The organism is Geodermatophilus sp. TF02-6, from assembly GCF_003319115.1.
In the GTDB taxonomy this organism is placed as follows: domain Bacteria; phylum Actinomycetota; class Actinomycetes; order Mycobacteriales; family Geodermatophilaceae; genus Geodermatophilus.
Window position 1 is genome coordinate 19,868 of sequence record NZ_QOHF01000005.1, and the last position, 25,410, is coordinate 45,277.

28 protein-coding genes are annotated in these 25,410 nt (G+C 74.1%); 11 read left to right on the plus strand and 17 right to left on the minus strand.

Going from position 1 to position 25,410, the window contains the following annotated elements; genetic code table 11:
* Positions 1-80 precede the first annotated feature (80 nt).
* From DQ238_RS06115 to DQ238_RS06125, 3 genes are all read left to right on the plus strand, one after another.
* Complete coding sequence (locus tag DQ238_RS06115) at positions 81-380, plus strand: hypothetical protein (protein WP_113780423.1); 300 nt, start codon at positions 81-83, stop codon at positions 378-380.
* Positions 381-467: 87 nt separating this feature from the next.
* Positions 468-866 (plus strand): hypothetical protein, encoded by a 399-nt coding sequence (locus DQ238_RS06120; RefSeq protein ID WP_113780424.1) that lies wholly within the window; start codon positions 468-470, stop codon positions 864-866.
* Between the two features lie 183 nt (positions 867-1,049).
* Complete coding sequence (locus DQ238_RS06125; protein WP_113780425.1) at positions 1,050-2,075, plus strand: C40 family peptidase; 1,026 nt, start codon at positions 1,050-1,052, stop codon at positions 2,073-2,075.
* A gap of 13 nt (positions 2,076-2,088) precedes the next feature.
* Here DQ238_RS06125 and DQ238_RS06130 read toward each other — a convergent pair whose 3' ends face one another.
* On the minus strand, positions 2,089-3,123 hold the full coding sequence (locus tag DQ238_RS06130; RefSeq protein WP_113780426.1) for a uroporphyrinogen decarboxylase family protein: 1,035 nt from the start codon (positions 3,121-3,123) through the stop codon (positions 2,089-2,091).
* Positions 3,124-3,185: 62 nt separating this feature from the next.
* Here DQ238_RS06130 and DQ238_RS06135 point away from each other — a divergent pair, with 62 nt between their 5' ends.
* Positions 3,186-3,764, plus strand: a complete 579-nt coding sequence (locus DQ238_RS06135) for a gamma carbonic anhydrase family protein (protein ID WP_113780427.1) — start codon at positions 3,186-3,188, stop codon at positions 3,762-3,764.
* A gap of 294 nt (positions 3,765-4,058) precedes the next feature.
* Here the strand turns inward: DQ238_RS06135 and DQ238_RS06140 are convergent, their stop codons facing one another.
* The 9 genes from DQ238_RS06140 to DQ238_RS06180 all read right to left on the minus strand — a co-directional run bounded on the left by DQ238_RS06140 (position 4,059) and on the right by DQ238_RS06180 (position 10,262).
* On the minus strand, positions 4,059-4,406 hold the full coding sequence (locus tag DQ238_RS06140) for a type II toxin-antitoxin system PemK/MazF family toxin (RefSeq protein WP_113780428.1): 348 nt from the start codon (positions 4,404-4,406) through the stop codon (positions 4,059-4,061).
* Positions 4,393-4,623, minus strand: a complete 231-nt coding sequence (locus tag DQ238_RS06145) for a ribbon-helix-helix domain-containing protein (RefSeq protein ID WP_113780429.1) — start codon at positions 4,621-4,623, stop codon at positions 4,393-4,395. Before DQ238_RS06145 ends, DQ238_RS06140 begins: the two co-directional genes overlap by 14 nt.
* Positions 4,624-4,738: 115 nt before the next feature.
* Positions 4,739-5,491, minus strand: coding sequence for an amino acid ABC transporter ATP-binding protein (locus DQ238_RS06150; protein ID WP_113780430.1), 753 nt, complete (start codon positions 5,489-5,491; stop codon positions 4,739-4,741).
* A 29-nt stretch (positions 5,492-5,520) separates the two neighbouring features.
* A complete protein-coding gene (locus DQ238_RS06155; protein WP_113780431.1) occupies positions 5,521-6,486 on the minus strand; it encodes an amino acid ABC transporter permease in 966 nt (321 codons plus the stop codon).
* A 17-nt stretch (positions 6,487-6,503) separates the two neighbouring features.
* Positions 6,504-7,460 carry an ABC transporter substrate-binding protein gene (locus tag DQ238_RS06160; protein WP_113780432.1) on the minus strand — a complete coding sequence of 319 codons (957 nt, stop codon included), beginning with the start codon at positions 7,458-7,460 and terminating at the stop codon, positions 6,504-6,506.
* A gap of 179 nt (positions 7,461-7,639) precedes the next feature.
* Positions 7,640-8,131 (minus strand): hypothetical protein, encoded by a 492-nt coding sequence (locus DQ238_RS06165; RefSeq protein ID WP_113780433.1) that lies wholly within the window; start codon positions 8,129-8,131, stop codon positions 7,640-7,642.
* Positions 8,128-9,018, minus strand: coding sequence for a mechanosensitive ion channel family protein (locus DQ238_RS06170; RefSeq protein ID WP_113780434.1), 891 nt, complete (start codon positions 9,016-9,018; stop codon positions 8,128-8,130). Before DQ238_RS06170 ends, DQ238_RS06165 begins: the two co-directional genes overlap by 4 nt.
* Positions 9,019-9,069: 51 nt before the next feature.
* Positions 9,070-9,864, minus strand: coding sequence for a thioesterase family protein (locus DQ238_RS06175; RefSeq protein WP_113780435.1), 795 nt, complete (start codon positions 9,862-9,864; stop codon positions 9,070-9,072).
* A 23-nt stretch (positions 9,865-9,887) separates the two neighbouring features.
* The gene (locus DQ238_RS06180; RefSeq protein ID WP_113780436.1) at positions 9,888-10,262 is read right to left on the minus strand and encodes a hypothetical protein; all 375 of its coding nucleotides are present in this window, start codon (positions 10,260-10,262) and stop codon (positions 9,888-9,890) included.
* Between the two features lie 181 nt (positions 10,263-10,443).
* Here DQ238_RS06180 and DQ238_RS06185 point away from each other — a divergent pair, with 181 nt between their 5' ends.
* Positions 10,444-11,400 (plus strand): DMT family transporter, encoded by a 957-nt coding sequence (locus DQ238_RS06185; RefSeq protein WP_113780437.1) that lies wholly within the window; start codon positions 10,444-10,446, stop codon positions 11,398-11,400.
* 53 nt (positions 11,401-11,453) lie between these two features.
* On the plus strand, positions 11,454-12,287 hold the full coding sequence (locus tag DQ238_RS06190; RefSeq protein WP_113780438.1) for a mycofactocin-coupled SDR family oxidoreductase: 834 nt from the start codon (positions 11,454-11,456) through the stop codon (positions 12,285-12,287).
* 104 nt (positions 12,288-12,391) lie between these two features.
* Here the strand turns inward: DQ238_RS06190 and DQ238_RS06195 are convergent, their stop codons facing one another.
* Positions 12,392-13,111 (minus strand): hypothetical protein, encoded by a 720-nt coding sequence (locus tag DQ238_RS06195; RefSeq protein WP_113780439.1) that lies wholly within the window; start codon positions 13,109-13,111, stop codon positions 12,392-12,394.
* 168 nt (positions 13,112-13,279) lie between these two features.
* Positions 13,280-13,687, minus strand: coding sequence for a DUF2237 family protein (locus DQ238_RS06200; RefSeq protein ID WP_113780440.1), 408 nt, complete (start codon positions 13,685-13,687; stop codon positions 13,280-13,282).
* 217 nt (positions 13,688-13,904) lie between these two features.
* Between DQ238_RS06200 and DQ238_RS06205 the strand changes: the two genes are divergently transcribed.
* From DQ238_RS06205 to DQ238_RS06225, 5 genes are all read left to right on the plus strand, one after another.
* Positions 13,905-15,905 (plus strand): acetoacetate--CoA ligase, encoded by a 2,001-nt coding sequence (locus tag DQ238_RS06205; protein ID WP_113780441.1) that lies wholly within the window; start codon positions 13,905-13,907, stop codon positions 15,903-15,905.
* A 76-nt stretch (positions 15,906-15,981) separates the two neighbouring features.
* Complete coding sequence (locus DQ238_RS06210) at positions 15,982-17,256, plus strand: cytochrome P450 (RefSeq protein WP_233495756.1); 1,275 nt, start codon at positions 15,982-15,984, stop codon at positions 17,254-17,256.
* A gap of 50 nt (positions 17,257-17,306) precedes the next feature.
* Entirely contained in the window at positions 17,307-18,065 is a 759-nt protein-coding gene (locus DQ238_RS06215; RefSeq protein WP_113780443.1) for an alpha/beta fold hydrolase, read from the plus strand.
* The gene (locus tag DQ238_RS23595) at positions 18,065-19,309 is read left to right on the plus strand and encodes an acyl-CoA dehydrogenase family protein (RefSeq protein ID WP_113780444.1); all 1,245 of its coding nucleotides are present in this window, start codon (positions 18,065-18,067) and stop codon (positions 19,307-19,309) included. Before DQ238_RS06215 ends, DQ238_RS23595 begins: the two co-directional genes overlap by 1 nt.
* A gap of 27 nt (positions 19,310-19,336) precedes the next feature.
* Positions 19,337-19,738, plus strand: coding sequence for a hypothetical protein (locus tag DQ238_RS06225; RefSeq protein WP_199506167.1), 402 nt, complete (start codon positions 19,337-19,339; stop codon positions 19,736-19,738).
* A gap of 10 nt (positions 19,739-19,748) precedes the next feature.
* On the opposite strand, the gene DQ238_RS06230 is transcribed toward DQ238_RS06225, so the two are convergent.
* The 5 genes from DQ238_RS06230 to DQ238_RS06250 all read right to left on the minus strand — a co-directional run bounded on the left by DQ238_RS06230 (position 19,749) and on the right by DQ238_RS06250 (position 25,350).
* Positions 19,749-20,696, minus strand: coding sequence for a carbohydrate ABC transporter permease (locus tag DQ238_RS06230; protein WP_113780445.1), 948 nt, complete (start codon positions 20,694-20,696; stop codon positions 19,749-19,751).
* Entirely contained in the window at positions 20,696-21,544 is an 849-nt protein-coding gene (locus DQ238_RS06235) for a carbohydrate ABC transporter permease (protein ID WP_113780446.1), read from the minus strand. The genes DQ238_RS06230 and DQ238_RS06235 overlap by 1 nt, the downstream gene beginning before the upstream one ends.
* Before the next feature lie 104 nt (positions 21,545-21,648).
* The gene (locus tag DQ238_RS06240) at positions 21,649-23,058 is read right to left on the minus strand and encodes an ABC transporter substrate-binding protein (protein ID WP_113780447.1); all 1,410 of its coding nucleotides are present in this window, start codon (positions 23,056-23,058) and stop codon (positions 21,649-21,651) included.
* A gap of 104 nt (positions 23,059-23,162) precedes the next feature.
* Positions 23,163-24,869: an alpha-glucosidase gene (locus DQ238_RS06245; protein WP_113780448.1), complete on the minus strand. Its 1,707-nt coding sequence runs from the start codon at positions 24,867-24,869 to the stop codon at positions 23,163-23,165.
* Between the two features lie 91 nt (positions 24,870-24,960).
* On the minus strand, positions 24,961-25,350 hold the full coding sequence (locus DQ238_RS06250) for a VOC family protein (protein WP_113780449.1): 390 nt from the start codon (positions 25,348-25,350) through the stop codon (positions 24,961-24,963).
* Between the last annotated feature and the right edge of the window lie 60 nt (positions 25,351-25,410).

Genomic DNA, 25,410 nt, shown 5'->3' on the forward strand with positions numbered 1-25,410 from the left:
TGACCACCCGCACATGAGCCCCTACTCTTGGTCGCAGCCGCCTCGGAGCGCTGCCGAGGTCCGTGAGAGGGAGGACTCCCGTGACCAGAGGTCGCAGGCCGTCGATCTTCCAGGTGGGCCAGGTCCGCGAGGACGGGAACGCGGTCGTGGTGTCCGGCTGGGGCCTGGGGCCGTGCGCCTCCGGCTGCGTCTGCCACCGCGATCCGGCCACCGGTTCCCTGGCCCTCGCCGAGGACCAGGCCGAGGGGCTGCTCGGCCTGGTGACCCACCGCGACGGCTGCGACTGCTGCCAGCCGTGGACCGCCGCCGAGCTCGGCGCCGTCGTCCGCGACCTCGAGCGCCTCTCCGGGCTCGACGCCCCGGAGCCCCTGGCCGGCTGAGGAAGGACCCCGTCCTCCCCACCGCTCGCAGGCTCGGGGCGGGACCCGGGACGGGGCCGAGGGCTCGGGGACGGGGTCGAGCAGTCGGTGACGCACCGGCCGAGCTCCTACGTGCCGGCCCGAACCCTGACCGCGCTGACGACCCGACGCCGGCTGCCGGGGTCCGCGCGCCCACCGGTGCGCAACCGCCTCGTGCACTGGGGCACCGGGGCGCTGGTCGGGTCGCTGCGCGGCGTGTGGTCGGCCAGCGGGTTGCGGGGCTGGCGCGCCTCGGCCTGGCACACCTCGGTGCGGCTGGCCACCGACCAGACGCTGGAGAACGCCACCGGCACCGGCGCGCCGCCGTGGACCTGGTCCCGCCGCGACCAGGTCGTCGACGTCGGCTGGAAGGCCGGGTACGCCTTCGTCACCGGCGTCGTCGCCGACCTCCTCGTGCCGCTGGCCCCCGACCGCACGCCGTCGGGGTCGGCGCCGCCCCGCCGCTGATCGACGGGGCCGACGCGGACCGGCGTCGAGCGGGGCGCCGGAGGCCGCTGGGACCGGTGTGACGGGTGCACCCTCCCGACCGGCCGAGGTCCGCGCGCCGACCCGTACCCGGAGGCTCGGCATCCCTACGTTGCGGGAAGACGCGTCCGGAGCACCGGGTGCGGCGCGGCGAGGGGGGCGGCGATGCAGCACGGGCGGACGACGAACCGGCGCGGGCCCGGTGCCGCGCTCGCCGTCGCTGCCGTGCTCGCCGTGGTCCTGGCCGCCGTGGTCCTGGCGCCGGCGCCGGCGAGCGCGACCCCGTCGTCCGCGGACGAGGCCGCCCGGCTGGTGGCCGACACCGGTCAGCAGCTCACCGACCTCGACGAGCAGGTCCACCAGGCACAGCTGACCGTCGCCGAGCAGCAGCAGGCCGCGGCCGCCGCCGCGCAGGCCGCCGACCGGGCCCGGGCCGCGCTGGCCGTCTACGCGCCGCAGCTGCGGGCGATCGCGCAGACCTCCGGGACGTCGCAGTCGCGGCTGGCCGCCTTCCTCACCTCCGGCTCGGCGGCCGACGTCGTCGCGCAGATGACGACGCTGGACCTCATCGCCGCCCACACCGAGGGGCTGCTCGCCGAGGTGTCGGCGGCCCAGCGGGCGGCCGAGCAGGCGCAGGCCGACGCGGACGCCGCCGCTGCCCAGGCCGCCACCGCGCTCGCCGAGCTCGAGCGCCAGCAGGACGAGGTGCAGACCCGCGCCGACGCCTACCAGGCCGACTTCTCCCGGTTGTCGGCCGCCGAGCAGGCCGTCGTCACCACCACGCTGGCCGGGCCGGCGCTGCCGCCGCCGGATCCCGCGTCGGTCGTGGCCGCCGCGCCCAGCGACGCCGTGGGCGCGGTCGTCGAGGCGGCGCTGGCCCAGGTGGGCAAGCCGTACGTGTGGGGCTCGTCCGGGCCCGACGGCTTCGACTGCTCGGGGCTGACCAGCTTCGCCTACGCCGCGGCGGGCATCACGCTGCCGCACTCCAGCCGCGCCCAGTCGCAGCTGGGGGTCCCGGTCGCCCGCTCGGCGCTGCAGCCCGGCGACATCGTGTACTTCTACTCGCCGGTCAGCCACGTCGGCATCTACCTCGGCGACGGCCAGATGGTGCACGCCCGCACCTTCGGCGTCCCGGTGGCGGTGACCAGCGTGGACATGGCGGGCTACGCCGGGGCGCGCCGCGTCCGGTGACCGCGGCGGCGCCTCACACCTCGGCGCGCAGGAGCTCCGCGGCCTGCGCGAGCGAGCGCATCTTGCCCTCGGCCGAGGCCCGCGGCAGGTACTTCAGGCCGCAGTCGCTGGAGAGCACCAGCTTCTCGACGTCCACGTCGTCCAGCGCGCGCCGCACCCGGTCGGCCACCACCTCCGGCGCCTCCACCTCGGGCGTGGACAGGTCGAGGACGCCGAGGGCGATGCCCTTGCCGCGCAGCGGCCGCAGCTCGGCGGGGTCGAGGTGCGACTGCGCGGTCTCCACCGAGACCGTGCCGACGGGGGTGTCGGCCAGCTCGGGCAGGAAGGAGTAGCCCTCCGGCCGCTCGGCGACCATCGCCGCGTAGCCGAAGCACACGTGCAGCACCGTCGGCCCGGCCGCGTCCTCCAGCGCCCGGGACACCACCTCCGCGCCGTACCGCCGGGCGACCTCCGGGCGCGCCTGCAGCCACGGCTCGTCGATCTGGACCACGTCGGCGCCGGCGGCGAACAGGTCGGCGATCTCCGCCCGGACGACGTCGGCGTAGGCCAGCGCCAGGGCGCGGTCGTCGCGGTAGTGGTCGTCCTGCGCCTGCTGGGCCATCGTGAACGGCCCGGGCAGCGTGACCTTGACGGTGCGGTCGGTGTGCTCGCGCAGGAACCGCACGTCGCGGACCTGGACCGGTCCGCGCCGGCGGATCTCGCCGACGACCCGCGGGACGGGGATCGGCGTGCCGGAGCGGTTGAGCACGGTGCCCGGGGTGTCGAGGTCGACGCCGTCGAGGGCGGTGGCGAAGTGGTTGGAGTAGGACTCGCGGCGCTGTTCGCCGTCGGTGAGGACGTCGAGCCCGGCGTCCTCCTGCGCCCGGACGGCCAGCAGCGTCGCGTCGTCCTGGGCCTCCTCGAGCAGCTCGGGAGCGACCCGCCACAGCTCGCGCGCCCGCACCCGCGGCGGGAACTGGTGGGCCAGCCGCTCCCGGTCGATCAGCCAGCCGGGCTGGGGGAGGCTGCCGACGATCGCGGTGGGCAGCAGGGGCAGGGGTGCGGGCATGCGGCGAGTCTGCCGTGCAAGGGGTGGGTGCGTGCCCGACGGCCCTGTGCTGTGCTGACCTCGTGGCCGAGAACTACATCGCCGAGTTGCCGTTCGGAGCGCCGAAGATCGACGACGAGGCGTTCGTCGCGCCGACGGCGGTCGTCGTCGGCGCCGTGACGATGGGGCCGCGGTCGAGCATCTGGTACGGCGCGGTCGCGCGGGCCGACTCGGAGGTCATCGAGATCGGCGAGGGCTCCAACGTCCAGGACGGGAGCACCCTGCACTCCGACCCCGGGTTCCCGCTGGTCGTCGGGCGGGGGGTCACGGTCGGCCACCGGGTGGTCCTGCACGGGGCCCGGGTGGACGACGACGTGCTGGTCGGCATGGGCAGCGTGGTGATGAACGGCGCGCACATCGGGTCCGGCTCGATCGTCGCCGCGGGCGCGGTCGTCCCCCCGGGCACGCGGGTGCCGCCGGGTTCGCTCGTGGCCGGCGTCCCGGCCCGGGTGGTCCGCCAGGCCACCGACGACGACCTGGCGCACATCCGCGGCAACGCGGCCAGCTACACCGACCGGCTGGCCTCGGCGCGCCGGGTGCGCCCGGTGGTCCGCTCCCCCCTGCCGCCGGCCGGTCAGATCGCCGGCGACGCGATGGACTGAGGAAGGACCCCCTGCCCCCCGCCGCTCGCAAGCTCGCGTCGGGACCCTGCAGGGGGGCGCCCTTCCTCCCCACCCCTCGCAAGCTCGGGGCGGTGCCCTGGAAGGGGGCCGGGTCAGCCGGCGGCGAACCAGACCGTCTCCGGCGCGGCCGCGCCCCCGGACGACGGGACGCCGGCGACCGGCCGCCACACCCCCGCCCACACCCCCTGCCGCTCGGGCAGCGGGCCGACCCGGGTGCGCAGCCCGTCGCCGGCCGCCCGCCGGGCACGGTCAGCGAGGACGCGTCCAGCGACCCTAGAGCTGCAGGTGCAGCCGCAGCGCGTCGTCGAGCTCGGCCATGACGCGCGCCGGCAGCCGACCCAGGACCGGACCGACGCGCTCGACGGCCACCGACCGCACCTGCTCCGCCTGGGCCTTGGAGTCGAGGCGGAGACCGGTCTCGTCGGCTCGCAGCAGGGTCTGGAACGGGAAGATGCGCTCGGTGTTGCTGGTCACCGGGACGACGGTGACCACACCCCGGCTCGATCGTGCGGCGGCCGCGTTGGCGCGGTCGTTGCTCACGACGACCGCCGGTCGACGCTTGTTCGCCTCGCTGCCGCGGGTGGGTTCCAGGTCGGTCAGCCGGACCTCACCTCGGAGCACCGGTCAGCCCGTCCGCGGTGGCTGCCTCCCAGGCGGCTGCCTCGCCGGAGGACTCCCACTCGTCCCACGCGGCGGCGTAGTCCTGCTCCAGGTCGGGGTGGCGGAGCAGGCGGATGGCGTGCTGCAGGGCGGCCGAGCGGGACCGCAGCCCAGCGGTGCGGATGTACTCGTCGAGGGCGGCGACGTCCTCCTCGGACAGGCTGACACTGAGCTTCACACCCCCATGCTACCCGCGTAGCACCAGGGTGGTAGAACGCCGGGGGCCGGGACGGACGCGGGTCTTCCCGGCCCCCGTCCCCGCCCGTCCGCGCACTGCAGTGGTGCCTCCCGGGTCAGAGCACCTTCGACAGGAACGCCCGGGTGCGGGGGTGCTGCGGGTCGGTGAGCACCCGGCGCGGGTCGCCGGCCTCGACGACCACGCCGTCGTCCATGAAGACGACGGTGTCGCCGACCTCGCGGGCGAAGCCCATCTCGTGGGTGACGACGACCATCGTCATCCCCGACTCGGCGAGCTCGCGCATGACGTCGAGGACCTCGCCGACCAGCTCGGGGTCGAGCGCCGAGGTCGGCTCGTCGAACAGCATGAGCTTGGGCTCCATCGCCAGCGCCCGGGCGATCGCCACCCGCTGCTGCTGGCCGCCGGAGAGCTGGTTGGGGTAGTTGTGCACCCGCTCGCCCAGGCCCACCCGCTCGAGCAGCTCGACGCCGCGGGTGCGGGCGGCGTCCTTGCGCAGCCCCTTCACCCCGGTCGGCGCCTCGACGACGTTCTCCAGGGCGGTCATGTGCGGGAAGAGGTTGAACCGCTGGAACACCATGCCGATGTCCCGCCGCTGCGCGGCGACCTCCCTGTCCCGCAGCTCGTGCAGCTTGCCGCCCCGCTCGCGGTAGCCGACCAGGTGGCCGTCGACCCAGAGCCGGCCGGCGTCGATCTTCTCCAGGTGGTTGACGCAGCGCAGGAAGGTGGACTTGCCCGAGCCCGACGGGCCGATGACGCAGACCACCTCGCCCGGGGCGACCTCCAGGTCGACGCCCTTCAGCACCTGCACGGAGCCGAACGACTTGTGCACCCCCTCGGCCCGCACCATCGACGACGGGGCGACCCCGGATGCGGCGCTCAATGCGACCCCCCCACGTCGGCGGCCCGGCGGGCGGCCCGCTGGGCGCGGGTCTCCCGCGCGCCGAAGCCGCGGCTGAACCGTCGCTCGAGGAAGTACTGGCCGATCATGAGCAGGCTGGTCAGCGCCAGGTACCAGAGGATCGAGGCGACGGCCATCGGGATGATCTGGAAGGTCCGGGCCCCGATGGCGCGCAGCTGGAAGTTCAGCTCGGTGGTCACCGGGACGGCGATGAGCAGCGAGGTGTCCTTGAGCATCGCGATGGTCTCGTTGCCCGTCGGCGGGATGATCACCCGCATCGCCTGCGGGAGCACGACCCGGCGCATCGTCCGGCCGCGGCTCATGCCCAGCGCGTGCGCCGCCTCGGCCTGGCCGGGGTCGACCGACTGGATGCCGGCCCGCACGATCTCGGCCATGTAGGCGCCCTCGGACAGCGCCAGCCCGAGCAGCCCGGCGAAGAAGCCGGTGAAGATCTGGTTGCCGTCGAAGCCGAGGAAGCGCCAGTCGCCCTCGAACCCGAACAGGCCCATCAGCTGCCGGTCGAACGGGATGCCCAGTTCGTAGGTGGCGTAGAGCGCGCCGAGGTTGGCGATGAAGAACAGCAGCACGTAGCGGGGGACGGCGCGGAAGAACCAGATGTAGGCCCAGGCCGCGCCGGAGACGACCGGGTTGGTCGAGAGCCGCATGACGGCCAGGACGACGCCGAGCAGCACGCCGAGGACCATGGCGAGCACGGTCATGACCAGCGCCGTCCGCGCACCCCGGAGCACGGGCGGGCTGAACATGTTGTCGAGCATGAAGTCCCACTGGAACACCGGGTTGGTGACCAGCATGTGGACGAACATCGCCGCCAGCACCGCGATGACGGCGGCGGCGATCCAGCGGCCCGGGTGCCGGACCGGCACCGCCCGGATCTGCTCGGGCGGTGCCGGCCGGGCCGTCGTGTCGGGAGCCTCGGCGGCCATGGTGGGTGAGCCCTCGGTCAGCCGACGGTGGGGTTCACCGTCGGGTCGTCGATGGCGCCCTCCTCCAGGCCCCACCGCTGGAGGACCTCGGCGTAGCTGCCGTCGTCGATCAGCGCCTGGACGGCGTCCCGGACGGCGCCGGCGAAGTCGGCCTGGTCCTGCGGGACGACGTAGCCGTAGGGCGCCGAGTCGTAGATGTCACCGAGCAGCTCCAGCTGGCCGTTCGTCTGCTGGACGGCGTAGGCGACCACCGGGGAGTCGGCCAGGACGGCGGCGTCGCGGCCGGAGGCGACCGCGGCCGTGGCGTCGCTCTGCGCGTCGAACTGGTCGATGGTGATCGCCTCGTTCCCCGCGGCGGTGCAGGCGTCGGAGCGGGCGGTGATGTCGTCGACCTGCACGGTGCCCCGCTGCACGGCGATCGACAGGCCGCAGGCGTTGTCCGGGTCGACGCCGTCGGGGTTGCCGGCCCGGGTGGCCCACTGGGTGCCGGCGTTGAAGTAGCTGACCATGTTGGCCTGTTGCAGCCGGTCGGGGTTGATGGTGAACGAGGAGACACCCACCTCGTACCGGCCCGAGCCGACGCCGGCGATGATCGAGTCGAACGGCGCGGTCTCGAACTGGGCCTCGAGGCCCAGCTTCTGCGCGACCAGCGTGAACAGGTCGACGTCGAAACCGACGATCGTCTGCCCGTCCTCGGCGAGGAACTCGTTCGGCGCGTAGGTGCTGTCGGTGCCGACCGTGATCACCCCGTCCTCGGCGACCGCTGTGGGGACCCGGGCGGTGAGCGCCTGGTCGGCCGCGACGCTGGGCAGCGGCGAGCCGGTGGCGGCCGCGCCGCCCGTCCCCCCGGCGCTGCCCCCGCCGCTGCTCGACGTGTCGCCGGAGCCGCCTCCGCAGCCGGTGAGGGCGAGGGTGAGGCCGGCGGCGGCAGCGAGGGCGGCCCGTCCACGCCGGGTCAGGGGTCGGTTGGCCACGGGTTCTCCCTCCACAGGCGCCTCATCGTGCAGAGGTGCGGGGTCGGTCAGCGGTGCGGGGGCGGTCCGAAGTGCGGGGGCGGTCCGAAGTGCGAGGAGTCGATCCTGCCGTCTCGACGCCGCCGGGACACGCCGAGGGGCCGCGGGCGCACGCGGTGGTGACGCGGGTCACGGCGGGGTCACGGCGTCGGGGTGCCGGTGTCCGGCGGGGCGGAGGGCGTCGGGGCCTCGGTCGTCGTCTCCTCGGGGGTCTGCCGGGTCGTCCGTTCCGGCGTCTCGGTCGGCGCCTGCTCGGTCGGGGTCCCCTCCGGGGCGCTCGTGGTCGTGCCGTCGGGGGAGGTGGTCCGCGGCGTCGTGGGGGCGGTCGGCTCGGAGGTCTCCGTCGGCTCCCGGGGAGCGGTGGTCGCCGGAGCGGTGGTCGCGGGGGCGGTGGTCCTGCCCGTCGGGGCGACGGCGGTGCCGGTGGAGGGCACGTCCGGGCGGACGTAGAGGTACAGCGTGCCGATCGCGAGGAAGAGCACGGCGAGCACGACCGTCGAGGTGCGGACGCGACCCAGGTGGTGCGGGACCCTCGACCACAGGCGGCGCAGGCCGGTCGGCGGTGCGGCACCGCCCGGCGGCTGGGAGGGGAGCTCGCGGGTCGGGTGGTCGCCGTCGAGCGGGCCGGTCACCGGGCGCCGTCCCGCGCGGTCGCGGACAGTTCGGCGGCGGGTGCGCTCGGCGTCGGCACGTTGAGGCCCTCCCGGCGGAAGGCCAGGACGACGCGGGCACGCAGGTCGCGGCCGACCTCGAACTGCTTGCCGGGCAGCGTGCGGGCGACCATGCGCACGTTGACCTGCTCCAGGTCGATCGTCTCCACCCCCATGACGCTGGGCGGGTCGAGCAGCAGCGGGCGCAGCCGCTGGTCGCGGAAGGCCTCGGCGCCGACCTCCCGGAGGATCTCGTTGACCCGGTTGACGTCCACGGTGGTCGGCACGGGGACGTCGACGACGGCGCGGGCCCAGTCGCGGGAGAGGTTGGTGACCTTGACGATCTGCCCGTTGGGCACGGTGACCACCTCGCCGTTGGACGAGCGCAGCCGGGTGATCCGCAGCGTGACGTCCTCGATCGTCCCCTGGGCCTCGTCCCCGCCGCCGGACACCTGGATGGAGACGACGTCGCCGAAGCCGTACTGGCGCTCGGTGATGATGAAGAAGCCGGCCAGCACGTCGCCGACGATCCGCTGCGCGCCGAAGCCGAGGCCGACGCCGAGCACGGTGGCCGGCGCCACGAGCCCGCCGATGGGGATGCCGGCCCGGTCGAGGACGAAGAAGGCCGCGATCGTGTAGATCAGCACGACCAGCGTCCAGGTGAGCACCTGGGTCAGCGAGTGCCGGTGCTTGGCCGCCTCCGAGCGGACCAGCGCGTCGCCCCCGGTCGCCCGGGCGTCGATGCGGGTGGTGATCTTCGCTCCGACCCAGGCGACGAACCGGGCCAGCAGCACCGAGCCCAGGACGATGAGGACGATCTCCAGCCCGCGGCCGGCGAGCCAGGTGAGCAGGGTGTCGAAGGGTGTCATCGGGCTCCAGCCTGGCCGTCGGGACGGCGGGAGGGCAACCGCGCCCGGCGCTCAGCGCGGCTCGACGAACAGCGCCTGCGCCGAGCGGCCGACCCGGCCGGTGGCGTCGTACAGGTCGGCGAAGCACTGGCCGGCGCCGGTCGGGCCGATCGTGGTGGCGGCGTCCACGCCGAGCCACTCCCCGGTCGGGGGACGGGTCAGCGCGACGGTCAGGTCGACGTTGGCGAACGTCGCGCGGGTCCAGTCCAGGACGGCGGAGATCCCGCTGGCCGCGTCGGTCATCACCAGCAGGTGCTGCAGCGGGGTGATCGGCTCGCCGTCCACCAGGGTGCACAGCGGCCGCGTCCAGGCCGCGGCCGGGCCGGGACCGTTGAAGGTGCCGTGCGCGAACCGCCACTCCAGCGCCCGGTGGTAGGCGACGTCGGTGGTGAAGAAGTCCGCGGACTCCGGGCGGCTGTCCTCCGGGCCGGGCAGCGGCAGCCCCGGTTCCGGCGTGCCCTCGGCCGCGCGGGTGCGCATCCGCCAGGCGGTCAGCCGCATCAGCGGCCGGTCGCTCTCGGCGCTCAGGGTGGCCTCCACCAGCTCGACCCGCTGCCCGGGCCGCAGCACGCGGGCGTGCACCTGGAGCGGGCCCACCGGCACGGGGCCGAGGATGTCGTAGGTCAGCCGGACGGTCTGGCCGCCGGGGATCCGGCCGGCCCGCTCCGCCTCCCGCGCCAGCAGCGCCGCGGGCGGGCCGGCGTGCTGCAGACCCGGGTCCCACGGCCCGATGGTCAGGTCGGTGGCGAGGAAGCCGCCGTCGGTCGGGGTGTACAGGGCGGCGGGCAGGTCCGGAGCCGGGCTCATGTCGTGGCAGTCTGCCGCCGGCGTCAGCCGCCGGAGCGGCGGGTCTCCCAGACGGCGAACGCGGTCCACAGCGCGGCGGCGAGCGCGGCGACCACCCACAGCCAGCGCAGCGACCCGGCGGGGTTGGCCAGCACGAGCAGCACGGCGACCACGGACACCGCGCCGGCCAGCGGGGGCGTGCGCAGCAGCGTGCCCAGGGTGTCCGGGCCGGGGACGGCGACGAACACCACGAGCGCCACGACGAGCAGGAAGCCGCACAGCGCGGCGAGGAAGGCCGCCGTGACGCCGTACTGGGCGGGCAGGCCCACCGCGCCGAGCGCGCCGAGGACGGCGCCCACCGCCAGCACCGCCAGGAGCCGCCGGCGGCGGGCCGACCAGGGCGGGCGTGGCTGGGTCACGGGGCGGTCCTCCTCCGTCGGGTCGTCCGGGCCGGGCGGTCCCCCGGGTACGAGGGTGCACCCCGTGCGCCGCGGGGTGGTGGGCGCCTGCCGACGACCTCATCGGCAGGCGCCGCCCTCCCCGTGACGGGACCTCGACCCGGTAGGGGGCACGGGACGTTTCGGGGACTACGTTGTCGGGGTGCCCCGACCCGTCCTCGGACACGCCGCCACCGTCGCCGCCGCGGGGCTTTTCGCGGTCAACGGCACCGTCTCCACGCTGGCGCTGCAGGCCGGCCTCCCGCCCACCCGGCTGACCGCGCTGCGCTGCGTCGGCGCCGCCGTCGGGCTGCTCGCCGTCCTGGCGGTCACGTCGCCGCGGTCGCTGCGGCTGTCCTGGCGCGAGGTGCCGCTCCTCGCCGCCTTCGGCGTGGTCGGCGTCGCGCTCACCCAGTTCCTCTACTACGTCGCCATCGGCCGGTTGCCAGTCGGCATCGCGCTGGTCTTCGAGATGACCGCGCCGGTGTTCATCGCGCTCCACGTGTGGCTGGTGCGCGGGGAGCGGGTGCGCGGCCGGCTGTGGGCGGCGCTGCTGCTGTCGCTGTCCGGCCTGGTCCTCGTGGCCGAGATCTGGCGGGGCGGCGGGTCGCTGGACCCGCTCGGGGTGGCCGCCGCCCTCGGCGCGGCGCTGTGCCTGGCCGCCTACTTCCTGCTGGGCGAGCGGGGGACGACGACCCGCGACCCGCTGGCGCTGACCTGCTGGAGCTTCGTGGCGGCCGGGCTGTTCTGGTCGATCGCGGCGCCGTGGTCGGACTTCGACGCCGCCCTCCTCGGCACGTCGGTGCCGGTGTCGATCGGCTCGCTGCGCCTGCCGCTGTGGGTGCTGGTCGGCTGGATCGTCGTCCTCGGCGCGATCGTGCCGTTCTGCCTGTCGGTGGCGGCGCTGCGGCACCTGCCCCCGACGACGGCCGGGCTCGTGGCGACGGTCGAGCCGGTGTTCGCCTCGGTCGTCGCCTGGCTGTGGGTGGAGCAGGTGCTGTCGGGCTGGCAGGTGCTCGGCGGCGCCGTCGTCCTGGTGGGGATCGGGCTGGCGCAGACCGCCCGCGCTCCGGCGGCACCGGCGTCCGTGCCGGAGACGCCCGCACCGCTGTCCTCCTGACCGGACGCCGTCCTACGGTGGAACGCGCACCACCACCGGGTGAGGAGGGCGTCATGGGCCGGGTCGAGGGCAAGGTCGCGCTGGTGACCGGTGCGGCGCAGGGGCAGGGACGCAGTCACGCGGTGGAGCTGGCCCGCGAGGGCGCCGACGTCATCGCCGTGGACGTCTGCGAGCAGGTCCCCAACATGCCGTACGAGACGGGCACCTGGGAGAAGCTGCAGGAGACGGTGGGCGAGGTCGAGGCGCTCGACCGGCGGATCGTCGCGTACAAGGCCGACGTGGCCGACTTCGACGCGCTGCGCGGGGCCGTGGACGCCGGGGTGGCCGAGCTGGGCCGGCTGGACGTCGTCGCGGCCAATGCCGGCATCGGCTCGAGCCCGCACCGCGCGCACGAGATCCCCGGCGACATCTGGCAGCAGATGCTGGACGTCAACCTGACCGGGGTCTGGCACACCTGCAAGGCGGCGCTGCCGCACCTGCTGGCCGGCGGGAACGGCGGCGCCATGGTGCTGACCAGCTCGGCGGCCGGGCTGCAGGCCTACGCCAACATCGCCCACTACGTCTCGGCCAAGCACGGCGTCGTCGGCCTGATGCGGACCCTCGCCGTCGAGTACGCGCCCGACCGGATCCGGGTCAACAGCATCCACCCCACCCAGGTCGACACCCCGATGATCATGAACTCGGTCACCATGCGGGTGTTCATGCCCGACGTCGCCGAGCCGACGATGGAGCAGTTCGCCGAGGCGTCGCAGCAGATGAACGCGCTGCCGATCCCCTGGGTCGAGCCGATCGACATCAGCCGGGCCCTGGTGTTCCTGGCCAGCGACGACGCCCGCTACATCACCGGCGTCGCGCTGCCGGTGGACGCCGGCTGCCTGGTCAAGTGAGCTTCCCGGCCGAGTGAGCGGAGTGGGGCCCGTGCGGGTGAGCCGCACGGGCCCACTCCGCCCGGCTGGTCATCGGTCGCCGTGGGGCAGGTCGCGCCCTCGGGTCACCGGTTCTGGCGGCGGCTGCCCCCGTGCCAGTCCTCCTCGGTGCCCACCTCGCCCGGGGAGACGCCGAAGGCCGGCAGCTGCGGGCGCTCGCGCAGGCTGCGCTTGAGCTCGGCGAACCCCGGGAAGCCGGCGAGCGCGACGACGTGGTCCCACAGCGCCACGGCGTCCTCCGGACCGGGCAGCCGGCTGATCACCGGGCCGAAGAACGCCGCACCGTCGGGTGGGTGGAAGTGCAGGACCGGCGTCCCGACGTCCTTGCCGGTCAGCGCCAGGGCCGCGTCGGTCTCGGCCTGGATCGCGGCGTCCTCCGCGTCGTCGTCGACGGCGCTGGCCAGTGCGGTGGGCAGGCCGGCCTCGGTGAGGACCTGCTCGACGAACGGCCGGCTGGTGGCGCGCTCCGGCGGTGGCTGGCCGGCCGGGTCCTCGAAGACGTGCCGGCCGAGCGCCGCGTAGAGCGGGTCGAGGGCGGCCGGGCCGTGCTCGGCGCGGGCGCGGGCGGCGACCCGCAGCAGCTCGAGCCCCGCGGTGTGCCCGGCCTCGTACTCGGGTGGGAACCGGGCGGCGTAGTCGACGTCCCTGTTGAGCAGCCGCAGGGAGATGAGCCGCCACTCGACGCGGTACTCGCGCTGCTCGGCGACCATCCGCACCCACTTGCTGGTCAGCCAGGCGAACGGGCAGACCGGGTCGAACCAGAAGGACAGGTCGGCGTCGCTCATGTGGCCTCCTTGCAGGGACCCGCCGCGGGCTTCGACCGGCCCCCCTGCAGCCGAAGGACCCCGTCCTCCCCACCCTTCGCAGGCTCAGGGCGGGACCCGGGACGGGGCCCGCGAGCCTGCGAGTGGTGGGGGGCAGGGGGGTCCTTCCAGGGAGGACGGGGTCCTTCATCAGTCCAGGCCGCTCAGGTCGTCGGGGACGTCGACCGCGTGCTGGCGCAGTGCCTCGAGCGGGACGACCTCCAGCGCGCGGGCGTTGGTGGCCGCGAGGACGACGCCCGCGGCCGCACCCGCCTGGTAGGCCTGCAACCACCGCACGGCGACGACGCACCACCGGTCTCCGGGCCGCAGACCGGGGAAGCCGTACTCCGGCCGCGGGGTGGCCAGGTCGTTGCCCAGGTCCCGCTGCAGGGCGAGGAAGTCCGCCGAGACCACGGTGCAGACGGTGTGGCTGCCCAGGTCGTCCGGCCCGCTGCTGCACGAGCCGGTGCGGTAGAAGCCGGTCAGCGGGTCGGTGCTGCACGGCTCCAGCGGTCCGCCGAGGACGTTGCGCTCGACGTCGCCGCGCGGCTCGCTCACGGCCGCCCCCGGTCGGCGCGCCGGACGCCGTGGCACCTGTTCGTGGCTCTGCTCATCGGGGGCATCCTCCCGCTCCCGCCGGGGAGGCGCTCCTCGTCGCCCGGGCCGCTTGCCATCCGCGCGGTCACCTCGCCGATGCCGGGCTGTCCCGCGGACGTCCGGCCGCGTTCGTCCACAGCCGGACGTACGGGGGGCGACGGGGTGGCAAGGTGAGGATGTGAGCGCTGACACGTCTGCGGAGCCTGCGGTCCTCTGGCGCCCGACCCCCGAGTCGATGCGCGCCACCCGACTCGCCGAGTTCGCCGGCTGGGTCGCCGGGCGGCGCGGTCTCGACTTCGGCGACCCGCCGGACTACGACGCGATCTGGCGGTGGTCGGTCGAGCACCTCGACCAGTTCTGGGCCGACGTCGCCGCCTGGTCCGGCGTGCTGCCCGGCGTCCCCGACGACCGCGTCCTGACCCGGCGCGAGATGCCCGGCGCCGAGTGGTTCCCCGACGCCACGCTCAACTACGCCGAGCAGGCGCTGCGGCACGCCGCCGACGGCACCGTCCCGGCCGACTCGCCCGCGCTCGTCGCCGTCGCCGAGGACGCCGAGCCCACCGAGGTCAGCTGGGCGACGCTGCGCGCGCAGGTCGGCGCCTTCGCCGCCACGCTGCGCCGGCTCGGCGTCCGGCGCGGCGACCGGGTGGCCGGTTACCTCCCCAACGTCCCGGAGGCGGTCGTCGCCTTCCTCGGCACGGCGGCCGTCGGAGCCGTGTGGTCCTCCTGCGCCCCCGACTTCGGCACCCGCGCGGTCCTCGACCGCTTCGCCCAGATCGAGCCGACAGTGCTGGTCGCCGTCGACGGGTACCGCTGGGGCGGCAGGGAGTACGACCGGCGCGACGTCGTCGCCGAGCTGCGCGCCGCGCTGACCAGCGTGCGGACGACGATCGCCGTCCCCCGGCTGCACCCCGACGAGGTCCCCGACGGCGCGCTGCCCTGGGGCGAGGCGGTCGCCGACGAGCAGGAGCCGCAGTTCGAGCAGCTCCCGTTCGACTCCCCGCTGTGGATCGTCTACTCCTCGGGCACCACCGGTCTGCCCAAGGGCATCGTGCACGGCCACGGCGGGATCACCGTCGAGCAGCACAAGCAGCTGGCCCTGCACGGCGACGTCCGCCCCGGCGACCGCTTCTACTGGTACGCCTCCACCGCCTGGATCATGTGGAACATCGCCACCTCGGCGCTGCTGTGCGGCGCCACCGTGGTCGTGCACGACGGCGCGCCGACGTACCCGTCGGTCGACGCCCAGTTCGCCATCGCCGCGCAGACCCGGCTGACCTACCTCGGCACCAGCGCCGGCTACCTGACGACCTGTGAGAAGGCCGCCGCGAGGCCGGGCGAGACCCACGACCTCTCGGCGCTGCGGTCCATCGGCTCGACCGGGTCACCGCTGCCGGCGTCCGCTTTCGAGTGGGTGTACGACGCGGTGGAGGCCGACGTCTTCCTCGGCTCGCTGTCCGGCGGCACCGACGTCGCCACCGGCTTCATCGGCAGTTCGCTGCTGCTGCCGGTGACCGCCGGCGAGCTGCAGCGGCCCATGCTCGCCGTCGCCGCGGCCGCCTGGGACGAGCAGGGCCGGCCGGTCGTCGGCGAGCTGGGCGAGCTGGTGGTCACCGAACCCATGCCGACCATGCCCCTGTACTTCTGGAACGACCCCGACGGCGCCCGCTACCGCGAGACCTACTTCGAGCCCTGGCCCGGCGTGTGGCGGCACGGCGACTGGATGGAGGTCACCGAGCGCGGCACCTGCATCATCACCGGCCGGTCGGACTCCACGCTCAACCGCGGCGGCGTGCGCATGGGGACGGCGGACATCTACGCCGCCGTCGAGTCGGTCCCCGAGGTGCTCGACTGCGTCGTCCTCGGCGTCGAGCAGCGCGACGGCGGCTACTGGATGCCGCTGTTCGTCCAGCTCGCGCCGGGGGAGGAGCTCACCGACGAGCTGCAGGCGCGGATCAGGGAGGCGATCCGCCGCCAGGCCAGCCCCCGCCACGTGCCCGACGAGGTCCTCGCGGTGCCCGCCGTCCCGCACACCCGCACCGGCAAGCGCCTGGAGGTGCCGCTCAAGCGGCTGTTCCAGGGCGTCGACCCGGCCAGGGCGCTCAACGTCGGCGCCGTCGACGACCCCGCCGCGGTCGAGCACTACGTCGCCCTGGCCCGGGAGCGCGGCCCCCGCTGAGCGCAGGAGGTCCCAGCAGGAGGTCCCACGTGTACCAGCGTTGACAGACTCGAACCGGATGCACACGATCACCGCCGTGACCTCAGCCGTCGACCGCCGGCAGGCTGGTCAGGTCGTCGACGTCGAGCTCTTCGACCCGCAGCTGTGGGCCGCCCGGGGTCAGCCGACCGAGGCCTTCGCCGCCCTCCGCGCCGAGGCGCCCGTCGCCTGGATCGACGAGGTCGCCGTCCTCGGCTGGCCGCAGGGCCCGGGCTACTGGGGCGTGTTCCGGCACGCCGACGTCCGCACGGTGAACACGCACCCCGACGTGTTCAGCTCCCAGCTCGGCGCCACCCAGATCCACGACCCCGCGCCCGACGACCTGGTCTTCCAGCGGCGGATGCTGCTCAACCTCGACCCGCCCGAGCACTCCGTGCTGCGCCGCACCGTCAACCGCGCCTTCACCCCGCGCGCCGTCGCCCGGATGAGCGGCTGGGTGCACGACCGCGCCCGCGAGATCGTCGGCGCCCTGGCCGGGACGGCGGCGTGCGACTTCGCCCAGGACGTCGGCCGCGACCTGCCGCTGCTCACCCTCGCCGAGATCATGGGCGTCCCCCGGGAGGACCGGCACCTGCTCCTCGGGTGGGCCAACCGGGTGATCGGCGTCCACGACGAGGACTACGCCACGACCGGGGACGGCGGCCGCCCGGTCGACCCGCGGTCGCGCGCCAGCCTGCAGGACATGTTCGACTACGCCCACCAGCTCGCCGCGCACAAGCGCGCGCACCCGGGCGACGACCTGATCAGCATGCTGCTGGCCGGCGTCGAGGGGCAGCCGCTCACCGACGAGGAGTTCGAGAACTTCTTCTTCCTGCTGTCGGTCGCCGGCAACGAGACGCTGCGCAACGCCATCCCCGGCGGCATGCTCGCCCTCCTCGAGCACCCCGACCAGCTGGCCCGCCTGCGCGCCGACCGGAGCCTGCTGCCGAACGCCGTCGACGAGATGCTCCGCTGGGTCACCCCCGTCACCCAGTTCCGCCGGACGGCGACCCGCGACACCGAGCTCGCCGGCCAGCGCATCGCCGCCGGTGACAAGGTCGTCGTCTACTACGCCTCGGCCAACCGTGACGAGGCGGTCTTCGACCGGCCCGACGTCTTCGACGTCGCCCGCACTCCCAACGACCACCTGAGCTTCGGCGTCGGCCCGCACTTCTGCCTCGGCACGGGCCTGGCCCGGCTGCAGATGACCGCGCTCTTCGGCGAGCTGCTCGACCGGCTGCACGACGTCGAGCTCGCGGGGGACGTCGTCCGGCTGCGGTCGAACTTCCAGAACGGCATCAAGCGGCTGCCGATCACCTACCGGTACCGCTGACGGCCATCGTGGCCACCTTGGCCGCCTCTTCGAGCGCGGAGGAGCGCGAGATGGACGACGTCCGCACCGTCGGGTCGGGGCCGCACCGGGTGCTCGCCCTGCACGGGTGGTTCGGCTCGGCGCAGGGCTGGGGCCAGCTGCCCGACTACGTCGACCGGGAGGCCTACACCTGGGTCTTTCCCGACCAGCGCGGCTACGGCACCCGCCGGGACGAGCCCGGCGAGCACACGGTGGCCGAGGTCGCGGCCGACACCCTCGCCCTCGCCGACCGCCTCGGCTGGGACCGGTTCTCCCTGGTGGGCCACTCGATGGGCGCCAAGTACGCCCAGCAGGTGCTGGTCGACGCCCCGGGCCGGGTGCGGCGGCTGGTCGCGGTCAGCGGTGTCGCGGCCGGGCCCACCCCGTTCGACGACCAGGGGTGGGGGCTGTTCTCCGGCGCGCCCGGTGACCGGGGCAACCGGTACGCGATCATCGACCTGACCACCGGCAACCGGCTGACGCCCTCGTTCGTCGAAGCGCTGGTCCAGCACTCCCTCGACGCCTCCGACGCCGACGCCTTCGCCGACTACCTCACCGCCTGGGCGAAGACCGACATCTCCGAGGCCTGTGCCGACGTGGCCGGGCGGGTGCCGGTGCGGTGCATCGTCGGAGAGCACGACCCGGCGCTCGGCGCCGAGACGATGCGCGCGACCTGGCTGCAGACCCACCCCGACGCCGACCTCGTCGTCCTGGCCAACGCGGGCCACTACGCGATGTTCGAGACCCCGGCGGCGCTCGTCGCCGCGATCGAGGAGTTCCTGGGTCGCTGATGACGACCCCGACCGAGACGGTGCAGCCGCAGCCGCCGGCCCTGTTGCCGCCCTGGCACACCCCCGAGCGGGAGGCGCTGCAGCTGCAGGCCCGCCGGTTCGCCATGGAGGAGGTGTTGCCGGTGGCCAACGAGCTCGATCCGCAGAAGGGCGAGATCCCGGCGTCCCTGCTGGCCCGGATCGCCGGGCTCGGGTACTTCGGCATCACCGTCCCGGCCGAGTACGGCGGGCTGGGCCTCGGGGTCTTCGAGTACTGCATGGTCAGCGAGGAGCTGGCCCGCGCGTGGATGTCGACGGCCAGCATCCTGGCCCGGTCCCAGGGCCTCGGGACGGCGCTCGCCGACGCCGGCCGCCGCGCCGAGCTGCTCCGGCGCAGCGCCCGCGGCGAGTGGATCGGCGCCATCGCGCTCTCCGAGCCCGACGCCGGCTCCGACCTGGCCGGCGTCTCCACCCGCGCCGTCCTGGACGGCGACGAGTGGGTGGTCACCGGCCGCAAGCGCTGGTGCGGCAACGCGAAGGCCGCCGACTTCATCCAGGTGCTCGTCCGCGAGCGCGACCCCGAGCCGGGGGAGCCCCGCTCGGCCGGCCTGGTCAACCTGCTGCTGCAGAAGGAGCGGGGCGAGTTCCCCGCGGGCCTGACCGGCTACCCGATCGACAAGGTCGGCTACCACGGCTTCCTCACCTGGGACCTCACCTTCGATGGCGTCCGCATTCCCGCGGAGAACGTGCTCGACGAGGCCGACGCGACCGACGGAGCGGGCGAGGAGGGCGCGCGCGCCGGGTTCGCCGAGGCCCAGCGCTTCCTCAACACCGCCCGCGTGCACACCGCCGCCCGCGCCGTCGGGCTGGCCCGCGCCGCCCTGGAGGACTCCGTCCGCTACCTGCAGGAGCGCAAGCAGTTCGGCCACCCGATCGGCGACTTCCAGGCACTGCGCTTCGCCGTCGCCGAGATGGCCGCGCAGATCGAGCAGTCCCGCGCCTTCTACCGCCAGGTCGCCCATCTGCTCGACCTCGGCGTGCCCTGCGAGCGCGAGGCGGCGATGGTGAAGCTCGAGGCCACCGAGATGGCGGTGCGGGCGACCAACCAGGCCATGCAGCTGCACGGCGGCAACGGCTACACCACCGAACGGCAGGTCGAGCGGCACTGGCGCGACGCGCGGCTGACCACGATCTTCGAGGGCACCAGCGAGATCCAGAAGCGGATCATCAGCGACCGCCTCCTGCCGAGGTCCCCGCTGGCCTGATCGCGATCCGTCCGTTGGCTGACGCTGATGAACGTCCTGTGGGGCGGCGGCTGCATGTCACTGGCGTTGTTCGGCGCGGCTCCCGCGCTGTGGCTGACGGTCGTGCTGGCTGCGGCCATGGGTGCCACCTTCCAGGCCGCCAACGTCATCTGGGGCACGCTGCTGCAGCGCCGGGTGCCGCCCGCGCTGCTCGGCCGGGTGGCCAGCCTGGACTTCTTCGTCTCGCTGAGCTCCATGCCGGTGTCGATGGCGCTGGCCGGCACGGTCAGCGAGCTGCTCGGGGTGACCGCGACCTTCCTGGTCGCCGGTCTCGTTCCGCCGGTGCTCGCGGTGGTCGCCGTCCTCGCCGCGGGGCTGCCGACCGACGAGCGCGCCCACCCGCTCGAGCGGGCCCCGGCCGAGCCGGTGAACGCGCTCTCCGCCTCCTGAGCCCGGTCCCTCAGCCCTTCTCCGCCCCGGCGGTCAGGCCGCCGGTGAGCAGCCGCTCGGTGGCGAAGAACAGGACGACGATCGGCAGGGTGAGGATCACCGAGCCCGCCATCAGCACGGTGGTGGGGATCTCGATGCTGCCGGCGAGCTGCGACAACCCCAGCGAGACCGTCCACCGCGACCGGTCCTCGACCAGGAACAGCAGCGCGAACAGGAACTCGTTCCACGCGATCATGAAGACGAACAGCGCGTTGGACAGGATCGCCGGCATCGCCAGCGGCAGGGTGATCCGACGCAGGATCGTGAACCGCCCGGCGCCGTCGACCGCCGCGGCCTCCTCGATGCTGGCCGGCACGGTCTGGAAGTAGTTGCGGAGCATGTAGATCGCCACCGCGACCGTCTGCGACACGTACACCAGCACGAGCGCGGCCAGGGAGCCGCGCAGCCCGATGCGGGTGAAGAACACGAACAGCGGGACGGCGAGCAGGATGCTGGGGAACAGGTAGACCGCGAGGAACAGCACGCTGATGTTGCGCCGTCCGGGGAACCGCAGCCGCGCGATGGCGTACGCCCCCGAGATGGCGAAGGCCAGCGTCACCGCGACCGTGCCCAGCGCGATCAGGCCGCTGTTGGCGATGAAGCGCAGGAACCCCTGCCCGCCGGACCCGGTGGAGGTCAGCACCTCGCGGTAGGTGCTGACCGTGAACTCCGAGAGCGCCGGCCACAGCCGTGCCGGGTCCTGCAGCAGCGCGGAGAGGTCGCGGACCGAGAGCAGCACCATGTAGTAGAAGGGGAAGAGCGTGAACAGCATCAGCCCCACGATCACGACCCAGCGCAGGACGCCGAGCACCCGCACCTCGACCCGGTAGCGAGACCAGCGCCGCCCCGCCGTCGGGCCTCTCCGCTGCGCGGTGGGGGCGGCCGGTGCGTCCGCCGCCGCCGTCACGACGTCCGCCATCAGGCCACCTCGTCCTTCGCCGCGAACCGGTAGTACACCGTGACCAGCACCAGCAGCACCGTGGAGAGGACCAGCGCCTGCGCCGACGCCGCGCCGATGTCCCCGCGGCTGACCAGGTAGTCGAACACCCGCACGCTGATCACCTGGGTGCCGGCCCCTCCGCCGGTGAGCAGGAAGATGTCGTCGAAGTTGTTGAAGGTCCAGATGAAGCGCAGCAGCGCCAGCACCGCGATCGTGGGCATCAGCTGCGGCAGCAGGATGTGCCGGAACACCTGGGTCGGGGTCGCGCCGTCGACCTTGGCGGCCTCCTCCAGCGTGGCCGGTGCGGCCTGCAGGCGGGCGGTGAGGAAGAGGAAGGCGAAGGGGAACGAGCGCCACATCTCGAAGACGATGACGGTGATCAGCGCGGTCGGGCGCTGGGACAGGAAGGCGATCGGCTCGTCCCAGCCGAGCAGCCGCGTGCCGACCTCGTTCACGATGCCGAACTGGGGGTTGAGCATGACGCCCCACACGAACGTGGCCGCCACGATCGGCGCCACGTACGGCAGCAGCAGGGACGCCCGGACGAACGTGCGACCGCGGAAGCCACCGCGCAGCGCCAGGGCCGCGACCAGGCCCAGCCCGATGGCCGCCGCCGTGCCGCAGACGGAGTAGACCAGCGTGGTGACCAGCGCGCTCCAGAACCCGGAGGAGCTGAAGACCTGGACGAAGTTGTCGAGGGTGTAGTCCCCCAGCAGCCCGGCGGTGCGCAGCCGGATCAGCCGCAGGTCCTGGAAGGCGAGCACCACCGTCCACAGGATGGGCAGCACCACCAGGACCACGACGATCACCACGGTCGGTGAGATCATCGCGAGCCCGGCTCGCGCCTCGCGCCACTGCAGGGTCCCGCGGCCGCGAGCTCCCGGCTCGCGGCCGCGGTCCCGACGACGTGTGGACAGCACCGGGGCCCCGGTCAGTCCAGGGACGAGGCGATCTCGCGCAGCGCGTCGGCTGCCTGCTTCGCCGCCGCGCTCGGGTCGAGCTCGCCCGCCGTCATCGAGGCGATGGCCTGCGGCACGGGCAGCTCACCGAGGGAGGCCCCGACCAGGGCGCCCTGCCCCTGCGGGATGCCCCACGGGGAGATGGTGTCCGGGCTGGTGCGCAGGGCGTCGAGGACGTCGGCGGAGTAGAAGTCGGCCAGCGGCGCCTTGGTGTCCACGCCCGCGGGCAGGGTGGCCCAGGCGTCGATGAAGCGCGTCGGCTCGTCGGCGGTGCCCGTGCGGGTCGGCACCTTGCCCTCGGGCGAGAAGCCGATCCACTGCTCGTACCCGTCGCTCATCATGTACTGGACGAACCGGGTCGCCGCGTCGGTCTGGGCGTCGGCGGTCACGGCCCAGGAGACGATCTCGCCGAACTGCGCCGGCTCGTCCCCGTCCGGGCCGGAGATGGCGGTCACCACGCCGCTGTTCTTCGCGAGGAAGGCCGGGTCGGCCGCGCACTCCGGGCAGGTCGGCTTCGCGTCGGCCCGCAGGCCGGCCATCTCGTCGAGGATGAACGACGACCACACCACCATGGCCGACTGGCCGGCGAAGTAGGCGGCGCGGGTGGTGTCCACGTCCTGCGCCCCCGACACCGAGTAGTCGCTGATCAGCCGGTCGTAGAAGTCGAACGCGGCCACGCACTGGTCGCTGTCGAGGGTGACGTCGCCGCCGTCGTCCACCATCTGGCACCCGTTGCCCAGGGCGAGGTGCTCGAAGGTCTGCTGGGTGAAGGCGTCGTTCGGCACGGTCGCCCCGGTGAAGCCGGCCAGCTGCGGGGTGTCCAGCTTCTGCGCCGCCGCCAGGATGTCGTCGTAGGTCGCCGGAGCCGGGAGCCCCGCGGCGTCGAAGAGGTCCTTGCGGTACAGGAGCAGCTGCGCCCACCCGTCGCTGGGGACGGCGAGCTGCGTGTCGTCGTCGCTGGTCAGCTCCAGCGCCCGCTCGGAGAACGTGTCGGCGCCCAGGTCGTCCACCACGGCTGCGGCCGCGTCCGGGTCGAGGAGCTCGTTGGCCGCCAGCGCCTGGACGCCGGCCAGCGGCAGGGCGCCGACGACGTCGGGCAGCTCGCCGGCGGCCGCCGAGGACGTGAGCAGCTGGTTGAACTGGTTCTCGTCGATGGCGACGAGGTCGACGTCGATCCCGCTGCTCTGGGTGAAGGCGGCCGCGATCTGCTCCTGGGCGGCGACGCGGTCGGGGAGGTTCTCCAGGGTCCAGACGACCAGCGGGCCGCCGGCGTCGTCGCCGCCACCCCCTCCTCCGGAGTCGTCGGAACCACAGGCGGCGAGCAGAGCCGTCGCTCCGACCGCCGCCACCGAGACGCGAACCCGTCGCTTCGCTGCTCGCATTGTGCTCTCCTCGGAGTCGACCGGCGCCCCTGCCGGACCCGGACAGTAGCCGGTGGGCACCCGGCGCGCGTCCCGGCCGCGGCAGGCGCGGGCCGGCCCGGCGGTCAGCGCACCCGCAGGACCCGCGCCTCCCACGGGCGCAGCAGCGCCGGGTCGTCCTCGGGCAGGTTGCCCAGCACCAGCTCGGCGGCTCCCGCCTGCGGCAGCAGCTCGGCGAGGGCCTGCTCGTGCCCGCTCACGTTGCAGACGACGAGCAGCGTCTCGCCGTCCAGGCTGCGGGTGAACGCGTACACGTCCTCGTGCTCGGGCAGCAGCATGGTGAAGTCGCCCAGCGCCACGACCGGATCCTCGTGCCGCAGCGCGATCAGGCGCCGGTGGTGGGCGAACACCGAGGTGGGGTCGGCCCGCTGGGCCTCGGCGTTCCACTCGAGGTGGTCGGGGTTGACCGCGATCCACGGCGTGCCGGTGGTGAACCCGGCGTTCGTCGAGGTGTCCCACTGCACCGGCGTCCTGGCGTTGTCCCGGCTCATCCGCCGCAGCGCGGCGAGCACCTCGCCGGGGTCGGCTCCGTGCGCCACCGCCTGCACGTGGTGGTTGAGCGACTCGACGTCCCGGAACTGCTCGAGCGAGGTGAACGGGAAGTTGGCCATCCCCAGCTCCTCGCCCTGGTAGACGTAGGGCGTCCCCCGGTGCAGGTGCAGCAGCGTGGCCAGGCAGGTCGCCGAGTCCCGCCGGAACCGGGGGGAGTCGTCGCCGAAGCGCGACACCGCCCGCGGCTGGTCGTGGTTGTCCCAGTAGAGGGAGTTCCAGCCGACGTCGGCCAGGCCGGCCTGCCAGCGGCCGAAGGAGGCCTTGAGGTCGCGCATGCGCAGCGGCCGCGGGTGCCACTTGGACTCGTCGAAGTCCAGCCCCACGTGCTCGAACTGGAACACCATGTCCACCTCGGCCCGCGCCGGGTCGGTGAACAGCCGCGCCTGCTCGATCGTCACCCCGGGCATCTCCCCGACCGTGAGCAGCCGGTCCGGTCGTCCGGCGAACACCTCGCGGTGCATCTCCTGCAGGAACTCGTGGATCCGCGGCCCGCACAGGAAGGACGCCGACCCGTCGCCGTAGGGCAGTCCCGGCAACGGTGGGCCGTCGTGCAGGTGCCCGTCCGGGGCGACCTCCTTGCTGATCATGTTGATGACGTCCATGCGGAAGCCGTCGACCCCGCGGTCGAGCCACCACCGCATCATCGCGTACACCGCCTGCCGGACCTGCGGGTTCTCCCAGTTCAGGTCCGGCTGCTTGCGGGAGAACAGGTGCAGGTAGTACTCGCCGCTGGCCTCGTCCAGCGTCCAGGTCGGGCCGGAGAAGAACGAGTGCCAGTTGGTCGGCTCGGCGCCCGGCTGCCCCGCAGCCATGTGCTCCCGCGGCGGCCGCCACCAGTACCAGTCCCGCGTGGACGAGTCGCGCGACGACCGCGCCTCGACGAACCACGGGTGCTCGTCGCTGGTGTGGTTGACCACCAGGTCCATGACCAGCCTCATCCCGCGGTCGTGCAGCGCGGCGATCAGCTCGTCCAGCTGCGTCAGCGAGCCGAACGTCGGGTCGACGCCCTCGTAGTCGCTGATGTCGTAGCCGTTGTCCGCCTGCGGCGAGGGGTAGACCGGCGAGAGCCAGACGACGTCGACGCCCAGGTCGGCCAGGTGGTCCAGCCGCTGCAGGACCCCGCCGAGGTCGCCGACGCCGTCGCCGTCGGAGTCCTGGAACGAGCGCGGGTAGACCTGGTAGACGACCGCGCGGGTCCACCATGCCGGCTGGTCGGGCACGTCCCCAGCCCAGCACGGGCGCGGCGGCCCCGCACCCGGTCAGGCGGCGCCGTCCGCGGCACGACCTCCGGTGGGGCAAGGGGGTCCTTCCTCAGGAGGAGTGCCAGGTGTGGTGCACCGCCTCGACGTTGTTCCCGTCGGGGTCGCGGAAGAAGGTGCCGTAGTAGCCCGCGTGGTACTCCGGCCAGACCCGCGGCTCGTGCAGGATCTCCGCGCCGGCCTCCCGGGCCAGCGCGTACACCTCGTCGACGGCCGCGCGGGAGTGCGCCTGCAGGGCCAGGTGCACCGGCCGCACCCCGTCGTCCACCAGCGCGCCGAGCCACAGCCGCGGGAAGCGTTCGGGGCCGGCCAGGCCCACGACGAGGCCCCCCGGGGTCTCGTAGCGCATCACCGTCCGGACGTCGAGGGGTGCGAAGACCCTGGTGTAGAAGGCCTCCGAGGCGGCGACGTCCGTGACCTGCAGCGCCAGGTGGTCGATCACGCGCCGGACCGTAGCCGGGGCGGCGACCCCGGGGAACCGCTGTTTGGATGAGGGCGCCCC

Bases quoted from the DNA above. Each gene is read 5' to 3' on its own strand.
- DQ238_RS06170 (WP_113780434.1), bottom strand. From the start codon at position 9,018: ATGACACCCTTCGACACCCTGCTCACCTGGCTCGCCGGCCGCGGGCTG.
- DQ238_RS06225 (WP_199506167.1), top strand. From the start codon at position 19,337: ATGAACGTCCTGTGGGGCGGCGGCTGCATGTCACTGGCGTTGTTCGGC.
- DQ238_RS06130 (WP_113780426.1), bottom strand. From the start codon at position 3,123: ATGCCCGCACCCCTGCCCCTGCTGCCCACCGCGATCGTCGGCAGCCTC.
- DQ238_RS06190 (WP_113780438.1), top strand. From the start codon at position 11,454: ATGGGCCGGGTCGAGGGCAAGGTCGCGCTGGTGACCGGTGCGGCGCAG.
- DQ238_RS06215 (WP_113780443.1), top strand. From the start codon at position 17,307: ATGGACGACGTCCGCACCGTCGGGTCGGGGCCGCACCGGGTGCTCGCC.
- DQ238_RS06230 (WP_113780445.1), bottom strand. From the start codon at position 20,696: ATGGCGGACGTCGTGACGGCGGCGGCGGACGCACCGGCCGCCCCCACC.
- DQ238_RS06175 (WP_113780435.1), bottom strand. From the start codon at position 9,864: ATGAGCCCGGCTCCGGACCTGCCCGCCGCCCTGTACACCCCGACCGAC.
- DQ238_RS23595 (WP_113780444.1), top strand. From the start codon at position 18,065: ATGACGACCCCGACCGAGACGGTGCAGCCGCAGCCGCCGGCCCTGTTG.
- DQ238_RS06235 (WP_113780446.1), bottom strand. From the start codon at position 21,544: ATGATCTCACCGACCGTGGTGATCGTCGTGGTCCTGGTGGTGCTGCCC.
- DQ238_RS06195 (WP_113780439.1), bottom strand. From the start codon at position 13,111: ATGAGCGACGCCGACCTGTCCTTCTGGTTCGACCCGGTCTGCCCGTTC.
- DQ238_RS06240 (WP_113780447.1), bottom strand. From the start codon at position 23,058: ATGCGAGCAGCGAAGCGACGGGTTCGCGTCTCGGTGGCGGCGGTCGGA.
- DQ238_RS06155 (WP_113780431.1), bottom strand. From the start codon at position 6,486: ATGGCCGCCGAGGCTCCCGACACGACGGCCCGGCCGGCACCGCCCGAG.
- DQ238_RS06150 (WP_113780430.1), bottom strand. From the start codon at position 5,491: ATGGTGCGGGCCGAGGGGGTGCACAAGTCGTTCGGCTCCGTGCAGGTG.
- DQ238_RS06125 (WP_113780425.1), top strand. From the start codon at position 1,050: ATGCAGCACGGGCGGACGACGAACCGGCGCGGGCCCGGTGCCGCGCTC.